This is a genomic window from Gordonia sp. G4, assembly GCF_057770005.1.
This window is the reverse complement of record NZ_CM173442.1, coordinates 3,485,465-3,506,414: the sequence shown is the minus strand read 5'-3', so window position 1 is coordinate 3,506,414 and position 20,950 is coordinate 3,485,465. Positions and strand designations below refer to the sequence as shown.

At 64.9% G+C, this 20,950-nt stretch carries 20 protein-coding genes and 1 pseudogene; 10 read left to right on the top strand and 11 right to left on the bottom strand.

Going from position 1 to position 20,950, the window contains the following annotated elements; all coding sequences use genetic code 11:
- Window positions 1–23: 23 nt before the first annotated feature.
- The 4 genes and pseudogenes from AC3B5T_RS15730 to AC3B5T_RS15715 form a co-directional block, all read right to left on the bottom strand.
- Window positions 24–524: pseudogene (locus AC3B5T_RS15730) on the bottom strand (porin PorA family protein); the annotation flags it as partial.
- Between the two features lie 30 nt (window positions 525–554).
- Window positions 555–1,538 (bottom strand): helix-turn-helix domain-containing protein, encoded by a 984-nt coding sequence (locus AC3B5T_RS15725; protein ID WP_165630250.1) that lies wholly within the window; start codon window positions 1,536–1,538, stop codon window positions 555–557.
- 116 nt (window positions 1,539–1,654) lie between these two features.
- A complete protein-coding gene (locus tag AC3B5T_RS15720; protein ID WP_055475062.1) occupies window positions 1,655–2,815 on the bottom strand; it encodes an acyl-CoA dehydrogenase family protein in 1,161 nt (386 codons plus the stop codon).
- A 120-nt stretch (window positions 2,816–2,935) separates the two neighbouring features.
- Entirely contained in the window at window positions 2,936–4,597 is a 1,662-nt protein-coding gene (locus tag AC3B5T_RS15715) for a long-chain-fatty-acid--CoA ligase (protein ID WP_223258868.1), read from the bottom strand.
- 108 nt (window positions 4,598–4,705) lie between these two features.
- Here AC3B5T_RS15715 and AC3B5T_RS15710 point away from each other — a divergent pair, with 108 nt between their 5' ends.
- Complete coding sequence (locus tag AC3B5T_RS15710) at window positions 4,706–5,326, top strand: TetR/AcrR family transcriptional regulator (RefSeq protein ID WP_055475064.1); 621 nt, start codon at window positions 4,706–4,708, stop codon at window positions 5,324–5,326.
- A 727-nt stretch (window positions 5,327–6,053) separates the two neighbouring features.
- Here the strand turns inward: AC3B5T_RS15710 and AC3B5T_RS15705 are convergent.
- Window positions 6,054–6,764 carry a creatininase family protein gene (locus AC3B5T_RS15705; protein WP_055475065.1) on the bottom strand — a complete coding sequence of 237 codons (711 nt, stop codon included), beginning with the start codon at window positions 6,762–6,764 and terminating at the stop codon, window positions 6,054–6,056.
- Complete coding sequence (locus AC3B5T_RS15700; protein WP_055475066.1) at window positions 6,761–7,972, bottom strand: helix-turn-helix domain-containing protein; 1,212 nt, start codon at window positions 7,970–7,972, stop codon at window positions 6,761–6,763. The genes AC3B5T_RS15705 and AC3B5T_RS15700 overlap by 4 nt, the downstream gene beginning before the upstream one ends.
- A gap of 158 nt (window positions 7,973–8,130) precedes the next feature.
- Here AC3B5T_RS15700 and AC3B5T_RS15695 point away from each other — a divergent pair, with 158 nt between their 5' ends.
- From AC3B5T_RS15695 to AC3B5T_RS15670, 6 genes are all read left to right on the top strand, one after another.
- Window positions 8,131–8,457 (top strand): hypothetical protein, encoded by a 327-nt coding sequence (locus AC3B5T_RS15695; protein WP_055475117.1) that lies wholly within the window; start codon window positions 8,131–8,133, stop codon window positions 8,455–8,457.
- A gap of 128 nt (window positions 8,458–8,585) precedes the next feature.
- A complete protein-coding gene (locus AC3B5T_RS15690) occupies window positions 8,586–9,986 on the top strand; it encodes an FtsK/SpoIIIE domain-containing protein (RefSeq protein ID WP_055475067.1) in 1,401 nt (466 codons plus the stop codon).
- A gap of 15 nt (window positions 9,987–10,001) precedes the next feature.
- The gene (locus AC3B5T_RS15685; RefSeq protein WP_083229338.1) at window positions 10,002–11,327 is read left to right on the top strand and encodes a replication initiator; all 1,326 of its coding nucleotides are present in this window, start codon (window positions 10,002–10,004) and stop codon (window positions 11,325–11,327) included.
- Window positions 11,324–11,485, top strand: a complete 162-nt coding sequence (locus tag AC3B5T_RS15680; RefSeq protein ID WP_156354182.1) for a hypothetical protein — start codon at window positions 11,324–11,326, stop codon at window positions 11,483–11,485. Before AC3B5T_RS15685 ends, AC3B5T_RS15680 begins: the two co-directional genes overlap by 4 nt.
- 29 nt (window positions 11,486–11,514) lie before the next feature.
- Complete coding sequence (locus AC3B5T_RS15675; RefSeq protein WP_055475070.1) at window positions 11,515–12,369, top strand: hypothetical protein; 855 nt, start codon at window positions 11,515–11,517, stop codon at window positions 12,367–12,369.
- Between the two features lie 243 nt (window positions 12,370–12,612).
- The gene (locus AC3B5T_RS15670; RefSeq protein WP_137809918.1) at window positions 12,613–13,056 is read left to right on the top strand and encodes a hypothetical protein; all 444 of its coding nucleotides are present in this window, start codon (window positions 12,613–12,615) and stop codon (window positions 13,054–13,056) included.
- A 31-nt stretch (window positions 13,057–13,087) separates the two neighbouring features.
- Here AC3B5T_RS15670 and AC3B5T_RS15665 read toward each other — a convergent pair whose 3' ends face one another.
- The gene (locus tag AC3B5T_RS15665) at window positions 13,088–14,482 is read right to left on the bottom strand and encodes a recombinase family protein (protein WP_055475072.1); all 1,395 of its coding nucleotides are present in this window, start codon (window positions 14,480–14,482) and stop codon (window positions 13,088–13,090) included.
- A gap of 170 nt (window positions 14,483–14,652) precedes the next feature.
- On the opposite strand from AC3B5T_RS15665, the gene AC3B5T_RS15660 reads away from it, so the two are divergent.
- Window positions 14,653–14,823: a hypothetical protein gene (locus AC3B5T_RS15660; protein ID WP_223258865.1), complete on the top strand. Its 171-nt coding sequence runs from the start codon at window positions 14,653–14,655 to the stop codon at window positions 14,821–14,823.
- 39 nt (window positions 14,824–14,862) lie between these two features.
- Here the strand turns inward: AC3B5T_RS15660 and AC3B5T_RS15655 are convergent, their stop codons facing one another.
- The gene (locus tag AC3B5T_RS15655; protein WP_055475073.1) at window positions 14,863–15,717 is read right to left on the bottom strand and encodes a sigma-70 family RNA polymerase sigma factor; all 855 of its coding nucleotides are present in this window, start codon (window positions 15,715–15,717) and stop codon (window positions 14,863–14,865) included.
- A gap of 155 nt (window positions 15,718–15,872) precedes the next feature.
- On the opposite strand from AC3B5T_RS15655, the gene AC3B5T_RS15650 reads away from it, so the two are divergent.
- Window positions 15,873–16,235 (top strand): DoxX family protein, encoded by a 363-nt coding sequence (locus tag AC3B5T_RS15650; RefSeq protein WP_055475074.1) that lies wholly within the window; start codon window positions 15,873–15,875, stop codon window positions 16,233–16,235.
- Window positions 16,236–16,257: 22 nt separating this feature from the next.
- Here the strand turns inward: AC3B5T_RS15650 and AC3B5T_RS15645 are convergent, their stop codons facing one another.
- Genes AC3B5T_RS15645 through AC3B5T_RS15635 form a run of 3 tightly spaced genes read right to left on the bottom strand, consistent with a single transcriptional unit; the run spans window position 16,258 to window position 19,478 of the window.
- A complete protein-coding gene (locus AC3B5T_RS15645) occupies window positions 16,258–16,815 on the bottom strand; it encodes a nuclear transport factor 2 family protein (RefSeq protein ID WP_055475075.1) in 558 nt (185 codons plus the stop codon).
- Entirely contained in the window at window positions 16,812–17,984 is a 1,173-nt protein-coding gene (locus tag AC3B5T_RS15640; RefSeq protein ID WP_055475118.1) for a flavin reductase family protein, read from the bottom strand. Before AC3B5T_RS15640 ends, AC3B5T_RS15645 begins: the two co-directional genes overlap by 4 nt.
- Window positions 17,985–18,023: 39 nt before the next feature.
- Window positions 18,024–19,478 carry an MFS transporter gene (locus tag AC3B5T_RS15635; protein ID WP_055475076.1) on the bottom strand — a complete coding sequence of 485 codons (1,455 nt, stop codon included), beginning with the start codon at window positions 19,476–19,478 and terminating at the stop codon, window positions 18,024–18,026.
- A 157-nt stretch (window positions 19,479–19,635) separates the two neighbouring features.
- Between AC3B5T_RS15635 and AC3B5T_RS15630 the strand changes: the two genes are divergently transcribed.
- Window positions 19,636–20,931 carry an amidase gene (locus tag AC3B5T_RS15630; RefSeq protein WP_055475077.1) on the top strand — a complete coding sequence of 432 codons (1,296 nt, stop codon included), beginning with the start codon at window positions 19,636–19,638 and terminating at the stop codon, window positions 20,929–20,931.
- Window positions 20,932–20,950 lie beyond the last annotated feature (19 nt).

Genomic DNA, 20,950 nt, shown 5'->3' with positions numbered 1-20,950 from the left:
AACTGGCCGTTGACACGGCCATGTACTTTTGCCGCGGCTCGGTAGTTCAATGGGAATGCCTGCTGCGTCGCGTTGTCATTCAAGCGATACGAGCTGCCAGATCCTTTAGGGCCGATCGGCAGCGTGACGGTGTAACCGTCCGTGTGCTCGACCTGCTGTCCGTTCGGCGGATCCGTCGGCAGCATGTTGGTCCGGTTGATCGAATACGTATGGTCGTCAGTCAACGTCTGCGTCGCGACCTGGACCGTCGAATTGTCGGTGACCACAACGGTGTTTCCAGAGGTCTTTACCGCCTTGACTGTTCGATCCATTGTCACCGGAGCGTTGCTGATGAACGCGTGCGCGACATCGCCGCGGCCGAGCGCTTGCGCATCGAGCAAGTTTGCGACACCCGAATAGTGTTGAGTTGTATTAGTTTTCGACGGAAATTTGGTAGCACTCGGCACGACGACAAACCAGATGGCCAGGGCCAGGGCAATGAGCAAGACGCCGACTGCCGACCAGACCTTCGAAGAGAGTTTCATGATTCCTCCTCGATCGGGGGCCTTCCCCAATCAAGTCAGAGTGTTCTGCCTCACAGTCGTAGGTGCGTGAACCCTAGTGCCATGCGATTGGACTGCAACGCCGTTGCCCACAACCTCGCCTTCGCGGCCCTCGTCGTCTTGTCGACATAGTGCGCGGTGATCAGTTGGCGACATGCCGAACTGGTGCTTGAAAGTTCGGGTGAAGTGGCTCGAGTCCGAGTACCCCCAGCGCGACGCGATCGCCGTGATCGAATGGTGAGTGCACTCAAGCTCGCGCCGGGCACGCATCAATCGCCGCAATCGCACAACTGAGCCGAGAGTATCCCCGGTTTCGGCAAACATCCGATGGACGGTGCGGACTGAGACCGCGTGTGCCGCTGCCACTGACGCAGGAGTGATCACTGTGTCCGGAAGATGATGGTCGATCCAGTCTTCAATCGCTGGTCGCAAAGCCATCGACGGTGCCGGACCTCCCCCGCCGTCGCTCGGGTGCAGCGAACCGACGAGAAGCTCTAGCGCGGCATTGCGGACGGTGCATACCGCCGTAGAACCCAGATCCTCGCCGGCTACGAGCAGCGATTCCAGGAAATGGTCCAGCAACTCGGTCGCCGGTGATCGTCGCCTAACGATCAGACCAGACTCGACCAATCGGCTGGAGCCCACTGCGGTCAGTAAGCCAGTAGGGACCACCATTAATCGCTTTTCGACGAGATTGCCCACCGTAAATCGGGCGGGTCGCTCGCAGTTCCACAAGAGCAGGTCACCTTTCCGCAGCAGAGTCGTCGAATCGTCCTGTCCGATCAATTCGGTGCCAGAACGGACCAGGAGTGCAGTCATGAGAGCACCATCCGACTCGGCGGCCTGCCGGCTTGTGCGTGCAGCCGACAGAGGGCCACACTGCATATTGACCACCGCCAGCTCGCGATAAGTCCGCTTTTGCATGCCAAGGTCGATACCGCGAGTTGGGTCGGCCGGTGGGACGCGTACCGCGAGGGCAACATTGATGCCGGCCATCGCCTGCTCGAGCTGTGATGCACGGTCCAGAACCGAGACACGGTCCGATACCTGGCCCGCTGCCGGTACTCCGTGGACGGGCCTAGTGGCACTCGATTGCATCGGATTCTCCTGCCTTAGAGGGATCTACTGATGAGTTCCTTCATGATCTCGCTGGTGCCGCCGTAGATCTTCTGGACCCGCGCATCGGCGTACATCCGGGCGATCGGGTATTCCATGATGTAGCCGTAGCCGCCGAAGATCTGCAGGCAGCGATCGGTGACCTCGATCTGCTTCTCGGTGCCCCACAGCTTCGCGATCGACGCGGTCGCCGGGTCGAGCGTCCCGTCGATCGCCCGCCCGATGCAGTGATCGATCAGCGTCTTGCCGGCCAGCACCTCCGCCTTGCATTCGGCCAGAACGTATTTCGTGTTCTGAAAGGACAGCAGCGGTTTACCGAACGCCTCGCGCTGCTTCGCGTAGGCGACCGCCTCGATCACCGCGGCCTCGGCGGCGGCCACCGCGCCCAGCCCGATGGCCAGACGCTCCCGGTGCAGCTGGCTCATCAGCTGGATGAAGCCCTGCCCCTCGACGCCGCCCAGCAGGTTCGCGGCCGGCACCCGCATGTCGGTGAACGACAGCTCCCGGGTGTCCTGACCGTGCTGGCCCATCTTCTGCAGCACCCGGCCCCGCTCGAATCCTTCGAGCCCGTCGACCTCGGCCACCAGCAGCGAGATGCCCTTGGCGCCCTGGGACGGATCGGTCTTGCAGACGATGACGAGCAGATCGCAGTGGGTTCCGTTGGAGATGAACGTCTTCGAGCCGTTGACGACGTAGTGGTCGCCGTCGAGGCGTGCGGTGGTGCGCACCGACTGCAGGTCCGATCCGGTGCCGGGTTCGGTCATCGCGATCGCCAGCACGCTCTCGCCCGTGGCGCAGGTCGGCAGCCACCGCTGCTTCTGCTCCTCGGTCGCGTAGGAGAGCAGATAATGCGCGACGATCGTGGAGTGCACAGCGATCGCCAGCGCGCTGTCGTGGGCGAAGGCCAGCTCCTGCAGCACCACCGCCTCGTGGCCGAAATCGCCTCCGCCGCCACCGTATTCCTCGGGCACATCGGTCAGCAGCAGGCCGGTGGCGCCGGCCTTGGTCCACACGTCTCGATCGACCTGATGCTGCTGCGCGAACCGTTCCTCGTGCGGCGTCAGCTCTTTGGCGAAGAAGTCACGCGCCAGATTGCGCAGCGCGGCGTGCTCGTCGGTCTCCCACGGGGAGCGGTAGTCGGGAAAGAGTGTGCTCATTGCGTTCTACTTTCAGTGAGATGCAAGTACGCTCCCGGCTCCACGTGTGCGTTGCGGACAGTGGTGTGTCCGATAGTGACAGCCAGGACCGGGCAGTCGACGGATGCTGTCACAGCGCCATCACGACCGCGCAGCGTAGACGTCCGCATGATTCACGCGCATAACCTTCTTGTCGAGCTTGCCGACGCTGGTGCGTGGCAACGATTCCAGACGGATAATGACGTCGGGCAGCTGCCATTTGGCGAACTGGCTGTCGAGTAGCGCGTGGATCTCGGCCAGCGGCAGGTCGGCGCCGTCCTTGGTGGCGACCAACACCACGGGCCGTTCCTGCCATTTGGGATGTGGCACGCCGATCACTGCCGCCTCAACGACATTCGGGTGTGCGACGATCGCGTTCTCCATGTCGATCGAGCTGATCCATTCGCCGCCGCTCTTAATGACATCCTTGATGCGGTCAGTAACCTTGAGATAGCCGTACTCGTCGATGGTGCCGACATCGCCGCTACGCCAATAGCCTTCGAAGAACCGCGAGTCGTTGTCGTCGAGGTCGTAATAGCTCTCGACGATCCACGGCCCGCGCACCAGGATCTCGCCGGCGGATGCCCCGTCGTGCGGCAGGTCGACACCGCCAGCGTCGACGATCCGGATATCAACACCGGTCATCGGAAGTCCCTGGTAACGCTTGTGATTCCACTGTTGCTCGTCAGATAGCCCCCTCAGCGATGGCTTGATACCCCGATTGGTGGTGACCAATGGTGTCGTCTCAGTGGCACCGTATCCCTGGACGATGTCCGCCCCGGTCAGGTCGTGGAATCCGCGCATCATCGTCAGTGGCGGCTCAGTGGCGCCAGACAACAGCCGGGTCCTGCCGAAATCGGGTTTCGTGGTCAGGGTTTCGATATATCGGAGCATCGGCTCGAAGATGGCGGGCGCACCGTTGGCAACGGTGACGTCCTCGGCGATCATCGCGTCCACCAAGGTGGATGTCTCCTCCGCGGCGTAGCGACCGGGGAGCACGAACCGCGTGGCCGCGAACACGCCGGCCTGCGGCAGACCCCAGCAGTTGCCATGGAACATCGGGGTGATCAGCATGATCGTGTCGTCGACCGTCAGAGACAATCCCTGCGCCTCCGAGACCGAATGCAGGTAGATCCCGCGGTGAGAGTAGTAGATACCCTTGGGCTTGCCGGTGGTGCCGGTCGTGTAACAGGCGCTGTAGGCGGAGGTTTCGTCGATCATCGGGAAGTCGATGTCCTCGGACGCATCGTCCATCAGCTCCTCGAACGACACCGCATTCGGCAGCGTGGTGGCCACCTCCGACAGCGGCTTGTCGGTCATCACGACCCAGGTCTGCACGCCGACGCCGGCCGCGGCGAGCGCTTCGGCGACCGGGAGCAGTGTCTCGTCCACGAAGATCACCTTGGCGTGACTGTGGTCGGTGACGAACGCGAGATCGTCGGTTGCCAGCCGTAGATTCATCTGCAGCATCACCGATCCCAATGCTGGTATCGCCCAATACAGTTCGAAATGCCGTTTACTGTTCCAGTCGATCACCCCGACGACGTCCGCCGGGCCGACGCCGAGGCCACGCAAGGCGTTGCCCAGCCGGCGCACCCGCCGATAGCAGTCCGCGTAGGTGTAGCGGCCCCAGCCGCCATCGGTGGTGCGGTAGACGATCTCCTGCTCCGGGTAGGTGCGTGCGGCATGCCGGATCAGTGTGTCGGTGTTGAGCTGGTAGTGGTCGCCATGCGTGGACGGCAGGCCATGAACGATGTCGTGCACCGCGCCTCCTACTATGAATGTGATGATCGAACTATACATTCGTACTGTATAGTCTGCAAGAACTCGAAAATGAGTTCACTTGTATAGTGGTTGATATGGGGAGACGACATGGGCAGTGGTGAACCACTCGAACGTGACCTGACCACAAAGGCGCGGATCCGCAACGCCGCGCTGGAACTCTTTGCTGCCGAGGGGGTTACCGCCATATCAATGCGGGCCGTTGCTGCGCACGCGGGCGTTGCCGTCGGGCTGGTTCAACACCATTTCAAAACCAAAGACGGGCTGCGATCAGCCGTCGAGCAGTACATCGTCGACCGTCATGCCGCCGCCATCGACTCCATACGCGGCGACGGCAATCCCGAGCAAGTGGCAACCGGCCGAAACAACGCAGTACGCCAGATGTACGACGAGCACCCAGCGCTGGTCGACTATATGCGTCGCGCGCTCCTCGATCCCGGCGATGACAATCATCTTCTCGAGCGTCTCACCGAGCTTGCGCGCGAGCAGGTCGTCCAAATGCGAGCATCTGGCAGCGCCTCGACTAACCGAACGATCCCCGACCAGGTCGTCCGCATGATGGTCAGGCAACTGGGGCACCTATTCCTGCAACCAATGATCGACGCCATGTGGGCTCAGCTTGATACGGCAGAAATGCGCAAGCCGCAGCTGGTCGTGCACGCATACGCAGATGACAGGGAATCCCGCGCGCTCAGCACGGACGCTTCCTAGTAGCCGGACGATCTGGCCACATTCCCCGGCTCCTCGGTCGACCGCGAACCTCGCACGACTCTCGCTGGAAATGGAACGACGCCCTTGAACTACATTTCCGCTGTTCACGGGGCATTGTCAACGTGGTGCGCCCGAGAGGATTCGAACTCCTAACCTTCTGATCCGTACTCGTCCGCAGGCCCCATCCGGTCCACATTTGTGCCGAATCGCTTGCGGTAGTTTCGTCCGCCTTGTTCCGAAAATGTCTAAATGCAGTCCGACTCGGTTGGCTCCCATTTTGGCTCCTCGATCACCGATGTCCGTCGATCCGATATCTGGCTGCTTGACTCGCCGGCAGCCGGGGTCAATGGTGGCCGGTGGTCATCCCGCTGGGACGCGAAGCGTCGTTGACGCTGGCTGGCGGCGAATACATGGTGTCGAATCGGGTCGGTCTCCGCTGCGAGTAACGGATCACTTGGTCGGGGCAGGGCAACCTGGTTTCGACGCCGATGGATCCGGACCTATGTGGCTGGTGTCGGCCCGGGGCGAGACGAAGTCGGAGCCCCGGCGCCGGCACCGCGCGCGAAGCGCGCCTTGATAGCAGTAGAGAAAGTTTGAACACGCCGCTGACTTGGTGGTCTCCACGTGGATAGGGGTCGGGGCGGCCGCACGGCGGGCGTAGCGGGAGCGAGTGGCGCGGACGGGAGCGCAGCGGACGGGAGCAGAACGAGCGGAGGCGGAGCCGCTGTTAGGAACTCTGGTTAAGGATGCTGATGATGTGGTCGGAGTTGGACGCTAGGTAGTCGAGCGCGGCGGTTCCTTTGTCCGCGGTTGCTGCCGAGGGGCGCCCGATGACGCCGGAGTTGGAGTAGGCGTGCATGCCGAGGGTTGCGAGGTGGCGCCGGTCGGACACCTCGTGATCATCGTTCTGCCAGCCGTCGCGCAGGTACTGGGGTGTGGTGGCGAGCAGGATGGATGTTTCGAGTTCGCCGGCGTGCATGTCGTCGTGGCTGTTCGTGATCATCTCTGCTGCTGTGCGTGCTTGATCCCAGTCGTCGCGGCTGGGGTAAAGCGCGGTCGTGGGCGCGCTGGTGGTGGCTTGCTGAACGATGTTGGACAGCACGTAGTTGCCGCCGTGTGCATTGACGATCAGCAGGCGGCTGATTCCCTGGGCGTTAAGTGATGCGGTGATGTCGGCGATCACCGCTGTAAGGGTCGCTGCGCTAAGACTGACGGTACCGGGAAACGCGATGTGCTCGTGTGAGCAGGAGAAGGTGATCGGCGGTAACTGAAAGAGGTTGTGGCGCAGGCAGACCGCTTCCGCGATGGCGGTGGCGATGAGAGTGTCGGTGACCAGTGGCAGATGTGGGCCGTGTTGTTCGAGCGCGCCGACCGGGAGCACTGCGATCGCAGCGCGGGCAGCGTCGTCGGTGCTGGTGGTGGTTGGCAAAACGGTCATGTGGCGGCTCCTTCGCTCAAAACGGTGGTGATATGTCGCCGGATGGCTGTGGCGATCGAGGTTTGGCATGAACCAGGCCGGGCGATCGCCGCAGTCGCGAGGACGCCGCGCAGGGAGTTGCGGGCCCGTGCTGATGGCGCACCACTGTAGGCGGCCAGCGTTGTCTCGTATTCAGTGTGGGCACCGGTGTAGTCCCCGGCGAGGCAGAGCGCATGTAGATAGCGTGCCCGGGCGACGGCGTGGTCGCGTGCTTGACCGGGATTGCGCCATTGCGCGACATGGTCGGCCAGCAGTGTCATCGCGGTGGCCGCGTCCCCGAGGAGCAGATGGGCGTATGCCATCTCGCTGTCGATATAGGACCGGTCGACGTAGCCGACCAGCTTGTGTGGTGTCGCGTCGACATAATCATCCGCGCGGGCTTGGTGGTCGGCGACGGCATGCTGATCACCCATGTGTGCGGCAGCGAGCGCTGACTGGCGGGCGAGGATGGCATGTAGACGGGATTCGGCCTCGCGTGCCGCGAGGTCATGGGCCTTCTGTGCGTACATGCCCGCCAGCTGCGGATTGCTTACGGTCAATGTGTTCGACAGACGCATCGTGACCATCGCGTGCAGCGCAGGGTCGCCGGACATTTCGGCGTACATCTTGGCCTGATCGGTCCTCATGACCGCCTCGGTGGTGTGCCCGGATTCCTGCAGGGTCCAACCCTGCAGCTCCATCAGCCGGGCAACCAAATGGATCAACGTTGAACGGTGCTGCTCTGGGGCGATTTTCAGGAAGTCGAGCGCCATCGCCACATCGTCGCTGAGCTGGCGAATGGCCCAGTACGGGCCGAAGGTGTGTTCGGTACGCACCGTCACCGACCGCCGATCCTCCAACAACGCCAGTGTTTCTGGGGTGACACGCGCTTCCAGGATTAGTGGCCGCGGCAGCTGTGAATCGGTGGGGAGGCCGAACAATTCCTCGACGCTAGTTTCGAACACTTCCGCCAGCATCTCTCGTGTCGCCGGCGACGGATTGACAACATCATTCTCCCACCGCGAAATCTGCGATTTGTACGATTCGACGTCGGCGATCAGTCCCCGGTCTTCGCTGACCCTGGCGATATGCCGTGCCAGCGTCTTCTGCGACCACTTACGCCGGGCGCGTGCAGCGCGAATCGCCTGACCCGGCGTCATCGGCTGCAGATTCGGAAGCGGCGCTGTCATCGCTTTCCGATTGTGCCCGATCACCAGCGGTCGATGGTGTCATCGCGTGTCCGAATGTTGACCCCTGCTAACCCCTGTCAATTTTCTGCGGCGCCGGCGACGGCTGTGCTGAACAGGTGGCCGAACACGCGGCCACCAGCACAGAAGGCAGGAACATCATGCGTTTGAAGATCGATACCGCAACCACGCGGCACCTCGTCACCAAAGAGCCGGAGCCGAAGACGAATTTCGACACCGGCGGCGCCAAACTCGACCCGGTCACGGGTCTGGCCCAGTACGGCGTGCAGCTGCTCGCCCTGGACGAGTCCGGCGGCGAGATCATCACCGTGACCGTGGCCGGTGACCCGAAACTGACTGTCACGCAGCAGGTGACCGTCACCGGGCTGGTAGCGATTCCATGGAGTCAGGGCGACCGCTCGGGTGTCGCGTTCCGCGCCGACTCGATCGTCCCTGCCGACACCGCTACCGCGGGGCGGCAGAAGTAACCCGCTCGGCCAGGACGATCCCGCGAGTGATCGCCCTGGCCCGCCGGCCCGCCGAGTCGTTACCGACCGGCCATCAAACTCAGCCATCCCCAAGTTGACACTCTCTTGCACTCCAAAGGATTCCACTCATGAACGACACGCCCTCGCCGACGCCGAACAAAGGCGGCAAACCCGATACCACCGCCGACGAGATCGCCGGATCGATCGCCACCGGGCTATGGCGTCTGGCCCGCTTCATCCTGGTGTGGGCGTGGCGGCTACCCGTCGTATCCGTTCCGGCGATCGGCCTCGGCGTCATCTATTGGCGGACCGGAGCCGTGTGGACCATCATCGCGGCCATCGCCACGGGTGCCGCCGTCATCGCGTGGTCGGTGTACTCGCCGATATCGTTGCGGCGCTACACCATTGACCGCATCCGGTTCCATCATCTGGTGTGGCGGCGCTACCGGTCGTGGACCGCGGTCTGCACCGACTGCGGGCTATCGCGCACCCGCAGTGATCAGGTTCTCGTGCCGAAACTGCTGCGGGTGCAGTTCGCCGCGACCGATGATGTACTCACAGTGCACCCGCTACGCGGCCAAACCGTTACCGACTTCAACAAAGCCGCAGACGCACTCGCTGACGCCTTCGCTGCCGACAGCGTCACAGTGACCCGTCCGGGGCCCGCGGTCATCGAGCTGGCCGTGCGCCGCGCTCAGCCGCTCGCAGAACCCATCACGCCGACCCCGACTGGCTCGGGGTCGGTCAGTCGTGGTGGGTCGCGGCGGTGGACACTGCAACTCGGGCAGCGCGACGACGGGTCTCCGTGGCGGTTGCCGATCCTGGGCACCCATCTGCTGATCGGCGGGGTCACCGGCTCCGGCAAAGGCTCCGTGTTGTGGTCGTTGATCGGTGCCATCGCACCCCTGACCGCTACCGGCGACGTGCAGCTCTGGGTCGCCGACCCGAAGGGCGGCATGGAATTCGGTGCCGGGGCACCGCTGTTCGCGCGGTTCGCCTACACCCCCGACACGATCGCCGACATGCTCGCGGACGCCGCCGCGCTGATGACCGAGCGGGCGGAGCGGCTGCGTGGGGTCACTCGGCTGCACACCCCAACACCGGCAGACCCGCTGATCATCCTCATCATCGATGAGTTGGCGGCGCTGACCGCGTTCACCGACCGCACCACCAAAACCGCCATCGACAAGCACCTCGGGCTGCTGCTCACACAAGGGCGCGCGGTCGGGGTCAGTGTGGTTGCCGCCGTGCAAGATCCGTCTAAGGAGATTGTGCCGATGCGGCAGCTGTTCCCGGCACGGCTGGCGTTGCGGATGGCCGAACCCACCCAAACCACCATGATCCTCGGTCCCGGCGCCATCGACCGTGGGGGTGCCGCCAATCAGATCCCGGATGATCTGCCCGGGGTCGGGTACCTCGCCGTCGACGGCGCGGCCGCACCCATCCTCGTGCGCGCCTTCCACTACACCGACAACGACGTCGCGGCCCTCGTCCGCCGCTACGGCCACCCCGACCACGGCCAGAAGTAGGGAAAGGCCGATATCGTGTCGTCCAACCCGCCACCCACGCTGCTGCCCACACCCGCAGCAGACTTGGATGCCGCCACCGTCCGGGAGATGCTGCGCCGCGCCGGCGGCCAGCACTACCCGCGGTGGGCAGCGAGGGTACGGGCGACCGGTTACTGCCTGCACCCGATCCACCTGCAGCGGCGCCACGGTGTCGTCGCCGCCGACAGGCTCAGCATGCGGTGCGGGAATCGCCGTGCCGCGGTCTGTATCTCCTGCTCGCGGTTGTATGCCGGGGATACCTGGCAGCTGGTGCACGCCGGCATTCTCGGTGGGCACCACAACATCCCCGACACCGTCACGCAGCATCCGCAGGTGTTCCTGACCTTGACTGCGCCGTCGTTCGGGGCGGTGTATCCGACCGCGCACCGCACCCATGCCGGTCAGCCCCGCCGGCCCGACACCTACGACTATCGCGGGCATGTGCTGTTCACCTGGTGGGCGCCCAGCTTGTGGCAGCGGTTCACCATGCGACTGCGACGACTGCTTGCCGCCCAGCTGAAGGCGTTGGGGTTGGCGAAAGATGCTGTGCGGCTGTCATTCCTGAAAGTGCACGAAAACCAGACCCGGCTCATCCCGCACTACCACGCGGTCGTTCGCCTCGACCACCCCGACACCACCGGAAAGCAATGCGGCGCAATCGATTTTCCGGTCAGCAGCAGCGACCTCGCCGCACTCGCCGCCGAAGCCGTCCGCAGCATCGTCCTCCCAGTCCCTGACACATCGATGCCGGATGGTGTGCGGGAGCTACGGTTCGGGCCCCAAATCGATGCCCGCCCCCTCGACGCCTCGATCCCGGAGCGGCAGCGACGCAAGATCGCCGGCTACCTCGCCAAATACGTCACCAAATCCGTCACTGATGCCGGGATCAGTCCGCGGCCGATCAGCCCCGCCGCGATCGATGACCCGACCATCGCTGTCCAGGTCAGCCGTCATGTCCTGCAGATATGGCACACCCTGCGCGACCTCGCTGACCAACAACCCGATGAGTACGCGGCGATGGTCCGTTGGCTCCACACACTGGGCTATCGCGGACACGTCACCACCAAATCCCGCCACTACTCGACCACCCTCGGGCACCTGCGCCAGATCCGCGCCGTCTGGCGCCAGCAACACGGCACCGCTGACAACGCCGACGGTCACGGTGACAACCAGGGTGAGAGTGATTGCGAACCTTGGGAATTCGCCGGCGCAGGACATTTCACCCACGGCGACTATCAACTCACCCTCGCCGCCGCCCATCGCCACATGGAGCAACTCTGGGCAAGGCGCGAACACGCATGGCCAGCGGGTGGTCCGCCATGATCGCAGCGCTGGACCGACCTGTCCACACTCAGTCACACCGACTGGACGAGAGCGTGTTTCGGAAATGGTTGACCGATTCTTGCAAGCAGCAAGGCGTTCCTGTCACCATCACCGACCCCGCCATCGTCAACCAGATCGCCGTACTTCTCAAAACCTGAGGTAACCAACGACCGCAGAGGGCAAGACGATGCTCGCGGCGTCGCGGCAGCACCATGCGCCGCCGACAACCAATCACCGGTACGCGCATCAATATCTGCCACGCGAACACCAAAACGGTTTTGTCCGTGGCGATTTCACCCAACATTCGTCGATCGGCACGAGGATCGGGCAGGGACTGCACAGCGTATACCAGGTTGTCGGATACTCCATCGCACTGGCGAGCTGGCCGAATCAGGCGATCGCCCGGGCGGCCTGTTTGACCGACGAAAACTGGATGGCGGCGATCAGCAGCTGGTGCCACACTGGCTATGTGCCAGAAGAGCTGTCGGCCACTGAGGCCGCACGGTACCGCGCCGCATTCGCCGCCGGCGCGGATATGCGCTCTGCCTATACGGGCGGCGATACGAACGAGCGCCAGGCCGCGGCTGCCGCCCTCTGGCAGTCGCTGACAAAGATCGATCCGGAACACACCGGCGACAAGCTACACATTCCGGACGATGCCGGGCCCTACCGGGAGGCGTTGACGGCGATACTGTGCCGCATCCCCGACGGTTGGGGCCGGTGGATCTCCTGCGACGCGGGCTGGTATCGGCTGATCTGCCAGCTGGACCGCCAACTCGCCGCCATCGACCCCGGCTACGAAGTGCACCAGGTGAAGGAAAAGTTCGGCGCACTGCGATATTACTTCGCCACCTCGCCGGGCCTGCCCGCCACGAATGAGCAGCGGATGGACGACCTCGTCGCAGCCGCCGAAACCGCCAGCTGCAACACATGCGAACGCTGCGGGCACGGCGGGATCCGGCAGCGCAGCACGGGACAAGGGATCAGAACACTCTGCGCGGACTGCGCCGATACCCTCGGCGGATACTCACAAACGGCGTGAACCGGCCGCGCTGACAGACACCAGCAACGAGCAGGCGGCCGCAGATCACCTCCACGGCAACGACCACGCCGATCGTTCGTGTGCGACCTGACTGCGGCTCCGCATCAACGTATTCATCCCGGACGACGCGGAAGCGACTGGCGGCGCCTGCACGTCGCCGCAGAGCAGAGTTGTCGGTGGCACCTGCGACGATCGGCGGACACCCCAGAAAGCGGACACCCCGGAAAATTGTGAGGAGCACCGATGACTGTCTATGGCCGATTCATGGCGATCTTCTGCATCACTCTCATTGCGGTCATCCCGTTGGACGCGCTCATCTGGTCAGTCGAAGGCCCGCTCAGGCAGGTCGACCGCAGTGGAGCGCTGGCCCTGGTCGCCGCGTTCATTGCGGTGATGGGCACCGCTACTTGGCTGCGGCCCCGGTGGCGGCCGACGATCGCGACCTATGTCGGATGGATTCTCGCCGGAGCAGCATGGTTCACCGCGGTGGCGACCGACTTTTCCAGCCACGACGCTAGCAGCGAATCCACGTCACTGCTTCTCGCCGTGATGGTCCTCGCATTGAGCTATGCGGCAGGATTCAAACCGTGCGGAGACGAACAACGCCAACATGCCGATGATCAGCGGCTGCGCCTGCTGATCCGCGAGGAAATCACCGCCGCCGTCCGCGACACGCAGCGCATCTGACCGGCCACCGCCGAATGGCCCAATTGATCGGTCATACCCGCCACTGCGGCTGGACACGGTTGATGTCCAGTGTTCGGGCGCCTTTGGTGCCCGGCGCGATGACCGCGTGATCGAGGACCGTTTTGATGATGGCGTGTTGCCGGTCTATCGACAGGATCTCCCAACCCTCCCGGAGTGACTGTCCAGTCCCGGCAAGCTCATACAACGCACCGTCGGACGATATAGCCGCAATGTCCTTCTGCACGCGACGAATTCGCTCCTCGATCGGGTTGCGAGCTGCCATCCACTCACGTGCGGTGATCGCCCCATCCGCATACAGCCCGGCCAACTCATCAAGCTTGGCCGTGTCGGCCGTGGCCTGCGCAGTCAACTGTGCGGTGTCCGGGCTCTGGGCAGCCTTGCCGGCCAACGCTTTCCGCAGCCCCGGCGAATCGAGCCGGGTCAGCACCGCGTCCACCAACAACTCCTCGACCGGAACCGCAACGACCGTCAGCCGACCGCAGCCACCGAAATCCGGACCGGAATTGCACACATACCGGCGTACTCGCTTCTCGGCTTTCGTCTCAATGCGCGCTACCGAGTACAGCATGTGCCCGCAGCGGCCGCACCGCAGCATCCCCGAGAACACATAACGGCGCGGCACCCGCTTGTTCGCCCGCGCTTTCGCCGCGAACACCGCCAACACCTGATCCCGCTCGGCAGGAGTGATGATCGGCTCCCACACCCCCGGCGCGATCACCTCACCATGCAACTCACGCAAACCTGCGATTCGACCCGAACGCACCAACGTCCGCAGTGTCGAGGTAACCCACGGCTTGCCACTGACGGTCGGGATCTGCTGATCATTGAGCCACTGCGCCAGCGACCGCATCGACTCCCCGGCGATCGTCCGGGCCACCAGATCCCGTACCACCGCCGCTTCGGACTCACGCAGCACCAGATTTCCCTGCTCGTACCCGAATGCGCGCTGCGCCGTTCCGTGCGGTAGTCCCGCCTCCGCATTCGCCAGTGCCTTGCGCTTGATCCGGGCAGACCGGCGACCCGATTCCTTCGCCGCAAACGCAGCGAAGATCCGCGCCATGAACAAGCCATCGTCATTGCCAAGATCGATGTCGGCGGTCACCGTCGCAACCTCGCGCACCCCGACCTGTTCACACAATGTGACGAACTCTTCGAGCTCGACCGGCCGGCGATGGAGCCGATCCAAGTTGTAAACGATCACCGCATCGCGCGACCCATTCGCCAGATCGTCAACCATCTGCCGGTAGGCCGGCCGCATTTTCCCCGAGTACGCGGACACGTCGTTGTCGACGTATTCACGACCAATAGTCCAGCCACGTCCTGCCGCCAACTTCCGACAGTCTTCCAATTGTCGTTGTACGCCAAGGCCTTTCCCCTCCTGATCGGCCGAGACTCGGGCGTACACTGCCGCTGACTGGACCCGAGTTTTCGAACTCCTCACAGAGGTTAGTTTAGCGACTAGCTAGCAACCTCAAACCGCTGTGCCGGTTCCATCACCGCATCAAGACCTTCACCAGCTGGCAGGACCACCAAGACGAGTCCCGCACCGCCTGGTTCACCACACCCACCGGGCACATGTTCGTCGGCAACGCCTTCAGCGGACGCGACCTGTTCAACAAGCTCTTCCCCAGACGGTCACCCGATCATCCCGCCCGCGACAGACTCGACACGCAGCGCGACAACGACTTCCGGCGCCACCAACGCGCCGAGAAGCGCTGGAACGACGCCAACCCGCCACCGTTCTAGAGATTCCGCTCCGGACGGAGCAGCTCCCCATATCGCCGGTCAGGACCACTCTGACACGGTGGCAAATGTCATGCGACGGATGTCGACTCTCGCGACGCGGCCGTCGACCACAACAACATCGATGACGGCGAGCGGGTGACCGCCCGGTGCGATCACATGAACCATCCGACCTCCCAGCCACATCGGCGTGCTTGCCCGGATACGGTCGGCGAAGAATCGGGTCTCCTCCGCGACCGCCCGGGCGCCCCGGACCACGGTCGGTGTGTCCGGCGGTACCAGTGACCGGTCGGCGACACGGATGCAATCCTCGGCCAACAGCGCGACCATCGCATCAAGACTGCCGCCGCGCGCCGCGGCCAGAAAGGCGTCGACGACCAGGGACGCATCACCCGACGGCAGTTCAGGGTCCAGCTCGGAGTTCAACCGCGAAGACGCGATCCGGCCGCGTGCCCGGCTCGCATGCTTCTTCGCACCGTCCACACTGGTGTCGAGGATCGTTGCGACCTCGCCGAACGGCACCGCAAAGAGGTCATGCAGCACATAGGCCACGCGTTGCGAAGGCGTCAACCGATCGAGGACCACCATCAGCGCGCGCGACACGTTCTCGCGTTGCAGGTAGAGCTCGTCGGCCGCGACAGCCTCCGCGGGGAGAGCGTCGGCGAACAGCGGATCTTCCTGTCGTCTGCCGCGGGCGCGCAACTGATCGAGACACACCCGGGTGAGTGTTGTCGTCAACCATGCGGCAGGGTTGCGGATCTCGGTGCCGTCGACACGCAGCGAGTTGAGCCACGTGCTCTGCACGGCGTCCTCGGCGTCGTGGATCGAGCCGAGCATCCGGAACGCCATGGTTGTCAGCTGCGGTCGTAGATCTTCGAACTCTGAGGTCGGTACCACCGGGTGTCACCTTCTCGTGGGGCAGGACGTCGGTACGGATGAGAGCACCACACTCACATCGTCCATCCGACAACCCACCTCAGAGGAGGACACATGTCGACCGTACCGACCCGGCCACCGCGCGGCGGAACCCGACCAGCGAAGGGCCCCCGGCGATGACCATTCCCCTGTTCGTCGCCACGATCATATGCATCGTGGCCAATGCCGGTATCGCCATCGCCGACTTCGCCCGGGCCGAGTTCGTGCTGGACAATTCGGCCGAGGTCCACGTCCCACCTCGGTTCCTGCCCCACCTCGCGACACTCAAGGCCGCCGGAGCAGCAGGGCTCGTCCTCGGGTTGACGATCGAACCCTGGATCGGCGTCGCCGCCGGAACCGGGCTCACTCTGTTCTTCGTCGGCGCGGTCATCGCCCATGTGCGGGCCCGCATCTTCTACAACATCGCGTTCCCGGGCGCCTTCCTGCTCCTCGGCGTGGCGGCAACGGTCTACATGATCCGACTGACCACAGGCGCGTGACCCGTCACCGGCGTCGAACGCCTCAGCCCATCAACACCGACGCCGAGGGGTAGCTCTCGGCGAATCCGTCGGGAAGCGGGGCGATGAAGACGTTCTCGGTGCGGGTGCGGGTGATCCGCCACCGGCCCTCATCCCTCCGGAAGGCGTTGTTCAGCCGGCTCGACCGCAGCAGGGCCGAGCCGTCGCCGAAGAGCCACGGCTGCATGTGAATCCACTGTCCCTCGGCGTCATCGCCGTCGACATGGATCTGCTCCGACGTCAGGTAGTGCGCGTTGAGCACCAGTGCCGGGTCCCGCTTCTCACTCCAGAAGCGCTGGAAGTGTTCGCGGATCGCCTGCTTGCCCTCGGCACGCCCGAACTGTCCGTCGTAGTACTCGCCGACGCCCTCCCACACCGCGTCGTCGGTGTAGAGGTCAAGGATGCGCTCGATGCGCTCGGCGTCATCCGCGAGACCGGGTTCGGGACACGGGGTGTCGCAGAGGAACATGTATCGAGCCTGGATTCGCCGGATCTCGGCTTCGGCCTCCAGGGTCTCGACCCGCGCGACGAGCGCCGAGATCCTGGCATCGTCGTCGCTCATCGGCCAAGCACCTCGACCACCGCACGCGCCTCCGAGATCCAGGCCTCGACCTCAGAGCCGTTCACGCCCAGCGGCAACTGCGACAACCGGAGCGTCATCGAGTATCCGCCGCGTGCGTCCCGGATCGGCAGGACGACGGAACCGACGTCGTAGGTCTGATCGGGTCGCACCTCGCGGAGGCGATAGTCGACGGCCGACTTCCCGATGGACTCGCAGATCTCGCGTTCCTGCGAAGGCGTCAACCGCCCTCGCTCATAGGATTTCGTCGCCTCTCGCATCTCCTCGTACGCAGTCGACGAGGCATCGGGCAGAAAGGACACCAGGTAACCGTGCCGCCGCACGAAGTCGAGACGGTCGCGATGTACCTGTCGCACATCATCGTCGGCATGCCGGAGCTTCGCCAGCCACCGCTCCCGGGTCTCGTCGTCCTGGTCGAACACGTACGTGTCCCCGATGGGCGGCACCATCGGGATGCGGTACGCGAGGCCTTCCTCACGGTCGACGCCCGGCGCGGTGGCCGACAACACGACGGCCATCTCGTCGCGGCTGACCGCGGTGAGGACCGACACCTCGCAGCCGACGGACGTCGCCAATGCCTCCACCTGCGGGCGCGCCGCGTGCGCGGCGTGGATCGTCGGCAGGATCTCGTGGTCCATTCGGGCCATCAGCGACGTCGACACGAAGCTGCCGTAGCCACCCTGGAAGAAGATCAGCGGCGACACCGGGTTGGTCACGGCCAGATCCCGCACCTCACAGAGCGTTATCCAGTGATCGCCCGCTTCGACGACGTTGCTGATGCGGGTGTCGATCCAGGCCACCGAATCCGCGAGAACCGGATCGCCCGACGGCGAAGGGAACCAGTCGATGCCCGCGAGCTTGTCCTTCCAACGCTGCGCGATGGTGAGGACGACGTCCTCCTGTTCACCGCCGAGGATGTTGATGCACAACGACTCGCAGGCCCGCATCTTCTCGAAGGTGCGCGAGGTCTTCATCGGCATGAAGGACACCAACGGCGGGTCCATCGACACCGAACTGAAAGTCCCGACGACCATGGCCAGCACGGAGCCGTCGTCACCTCGTCCCGTCACCACGACCACGCCGGTGGGATAGTGCCCCATCACATTTCGGAAGATGCCTGGGTCGATGGCACTGATCACGTTGTCGGACATGTCTTCTCCTGGGATCGAATCGTCGCGGTGGTCGGGCACTCAGGCGGTCCGGGCCTCGACCGGCTCCTTGACGTAACGCTTCTGCAGAATGGCACCGAGTCGCTCCGGCCGGAGGAAGGCGATGCACAGTGCGCCGCCGATCAGCAGGACGATGCCGGTGATCGTGAACGCCTGGTGCACGCCGGCCGCCATGTTGTCGGCCATCTCCGCGCTGGGCTTCTCACCCTTCGGCGGCGACACATACCCCGCGTCGGTCATGAGCCAGCCGACCAGGATCGGCGAGATGACCGCGCCGAACGACGCCACGCCTCCGAGGGTGGCCATGAGGATCGGTCGCTGCCGAGCGCCGACCGCGTAACCGATCGCGGTGGCGGTCATCGGGAACGCCAGGCTGCATCCACCGGCGAGGCACAGCAGTGCAACCGCAGTGATCCCGGACGACGCCTGGATGGCGATGAAGCACAACCCGGCCAGGACCGCGGCGCAGCCGAACGGGACGGCGATCGCCCGATGTGCCGAACTCCCCCGGTGCAGCATCCGGTGCCCGAGCGCACCCAGTCCGAGCAGGACGAGCGCGCCGACCACCCACGGCACGGTGGTCACCGCACCGACCTCACCGAGCGACAGCCCGACCACGGTGCCCAGGTACTGGGGCAGCCAGGTCGTCAGGAAGCCCTGCACCCAGAAGTTCGACGCCCCGCCGATCACGGCGGAGATGAACGCCAGGCTCAGCAGCGCACGCCAGATCTTGACCGGCTTCTGCTCGTCGACCGCGGAGGTCGCGACCTCCTTCGCATCGGCAACCGTCTCGTCGGTGTCGAGTGCCGGCTCGTCCGGCGACGAGGCCTTCTTGGGACGGTAGGGACCGTCCGCGCCGATCGCCCACCAGGCGATCACCCACACCAGGCCGATGATGCCCAGAACACCGAACGCCCAGCGCCAACCCCATACGGCGATGACCCAGGCCAGCAGCGGCGCCGCGAAGACAGGACCCAGCGTGGAGCCGGCGGCGATCAGGTTCGACGGCAGCGCACGACGTGTGGGCGAGAACCAGGTGTGCGCGGAGGTGAGCGACATGGCCGTCGCGGGACCCTCGGCGCCGCCGAGGATGATCCGCGTCACCAGCAGGATGGCGGCGCCGCCGCCGAGCAGCATCGGGAATTGCAGCACCGCCCAGGTGACGCCCATCGCGAACAGGATCCACTTCACCGAGATCTTCGACGCCAGGAACCCGGTGACGACCGAGACGATCGCGTACAGGAAGAAGAAGGCACTGCCGATGAATCCGAATTCGGTTGCGGTCAAGCCGAGTTCGGGCATCGCGTCGGCCGAGACCAGGCCGAGCACCGCCTTGTCGGCGAAGGCGATGATCTGGAACAGCACGAGCATGCCGGTGACGATCCAGGCCCGTCTCGACATGCGGCCGAAGTCGATTCGTCGATCGGGGGCGGTCGGCGACGACGGCGTCGTCACCGCGGGTTCTCTGAGGCTCATTGGGTTTCCTTGGACTGGCAGGGTGCGAAGACGCCGGGCTGTCGGGGGCTGGCAACGACGTTATGGCCACCCGTCCCTACGGGGATACGAGGGAAATCTTTACTGTCGCCGCGATGCGCGACAGGGCAGACTGGTCCCATCACATGAAGGAGGAACGGTGAGCTCGGCCTACTGGAAACAGCCCATCAGTGAGCAGGCGACCGCGGTCCACGAGAAGGTGGTGTCGGCGGAGATTCTCGCGGAACAGGTCCGTGAGGAGATCGTCGGCACCGACACCGATCTGCGCGCGTGGGTCGAGCTGTCCCCGGGCGTCGTCGACGAGGCACGACGGCAGGATGGGATACCGGGTCGCCGGCCCCTGCGAGGCGTCTCGCTCGGGGTCAAGGACCTCATCGACGTCGAGGGTCTGCCGACCCGTGCCGGTTCACCCGTCACGTCGTCGTCGCCGGCGGCGTCGGATGCGCCCTGTGTCAGTCGTTTTCGCGATCTGGGCGCGGTGATCCAGGGCAAGACGGTCACGACCGAGTTCGGCTACTTCTCGCCCGGGCCGACGCGCAATCCGCACCACCCCGGGCACACGCCGGGCGGGTCGTCGAGCGGTTCGGCCGCCGCCGTCGGGGCTGGCGTCATCCCGGTGGCGCTGGGTACGCAGACCGCCGGCTCGTTGACCCGGCCGGCCGCCTACTGCGGCGCCGCGGGCATGGTCCTCGCGCACGGCTCGACGGATCTGTCCGGCGTCACCGGACTCTCGGAGTCGCTGGACTCGCTGGGCATCCTCACCCGCGACATCGCCGACCTGCAGTACGTGTACACCGCCTTCACCGGCCGCTCGCCGATCGTTCCCGGTCGCTCCACCGTCCGGACCGTGGTGGTGTGGGGCGGCAGCGACCTGCACCCGATCGACCCGGCAATGGCAGACCTGGTCGACCGGCTGCCGGACCTGCTCGAGCGAGCCGACGTCGAGACCCGCGCACTCGAATTCGACGATCATGTCCGCACCCTGGCCGACGACCACGTGACCGTCATGTCCCATGAGGCGGCCGAGACCCTGGACGAGGTCGTCCGGGACCATGCGGCCGCGCTCAGCCCCGCGCTGCTCGACCTCGTCGACGCCGGCCGCGCGGTCCGGCCCGCGGACCACGCGGCCGCCCTCATCCGCCGCGACCGCTCGCGGGATCTGCTGGCCGAGACGCTCGGCGATCACACGGTGATCGTCGGTCCCGCCGCACCCGGCCCCGCACCGAGCGGCCTCGACGCGACCGGGTCGCCGGTCCTGAGCCGACCGTGGCAGCTGCTCGGCTGCCCGGTCGTCGTCGTCCCGGGGGCGACCACGGACTCCGGGATGCCCCTCGGACTACAGGTGATCGGCTTGCCGGGGCGGGAGTCGGCCCTGTTCGAGGTCGCCGCGGTGCTCGAGAACGAGCTCCGGTCCCATCCGGTCGTCCCGGTCTGATCCGGTTGCGAGAGAGAAG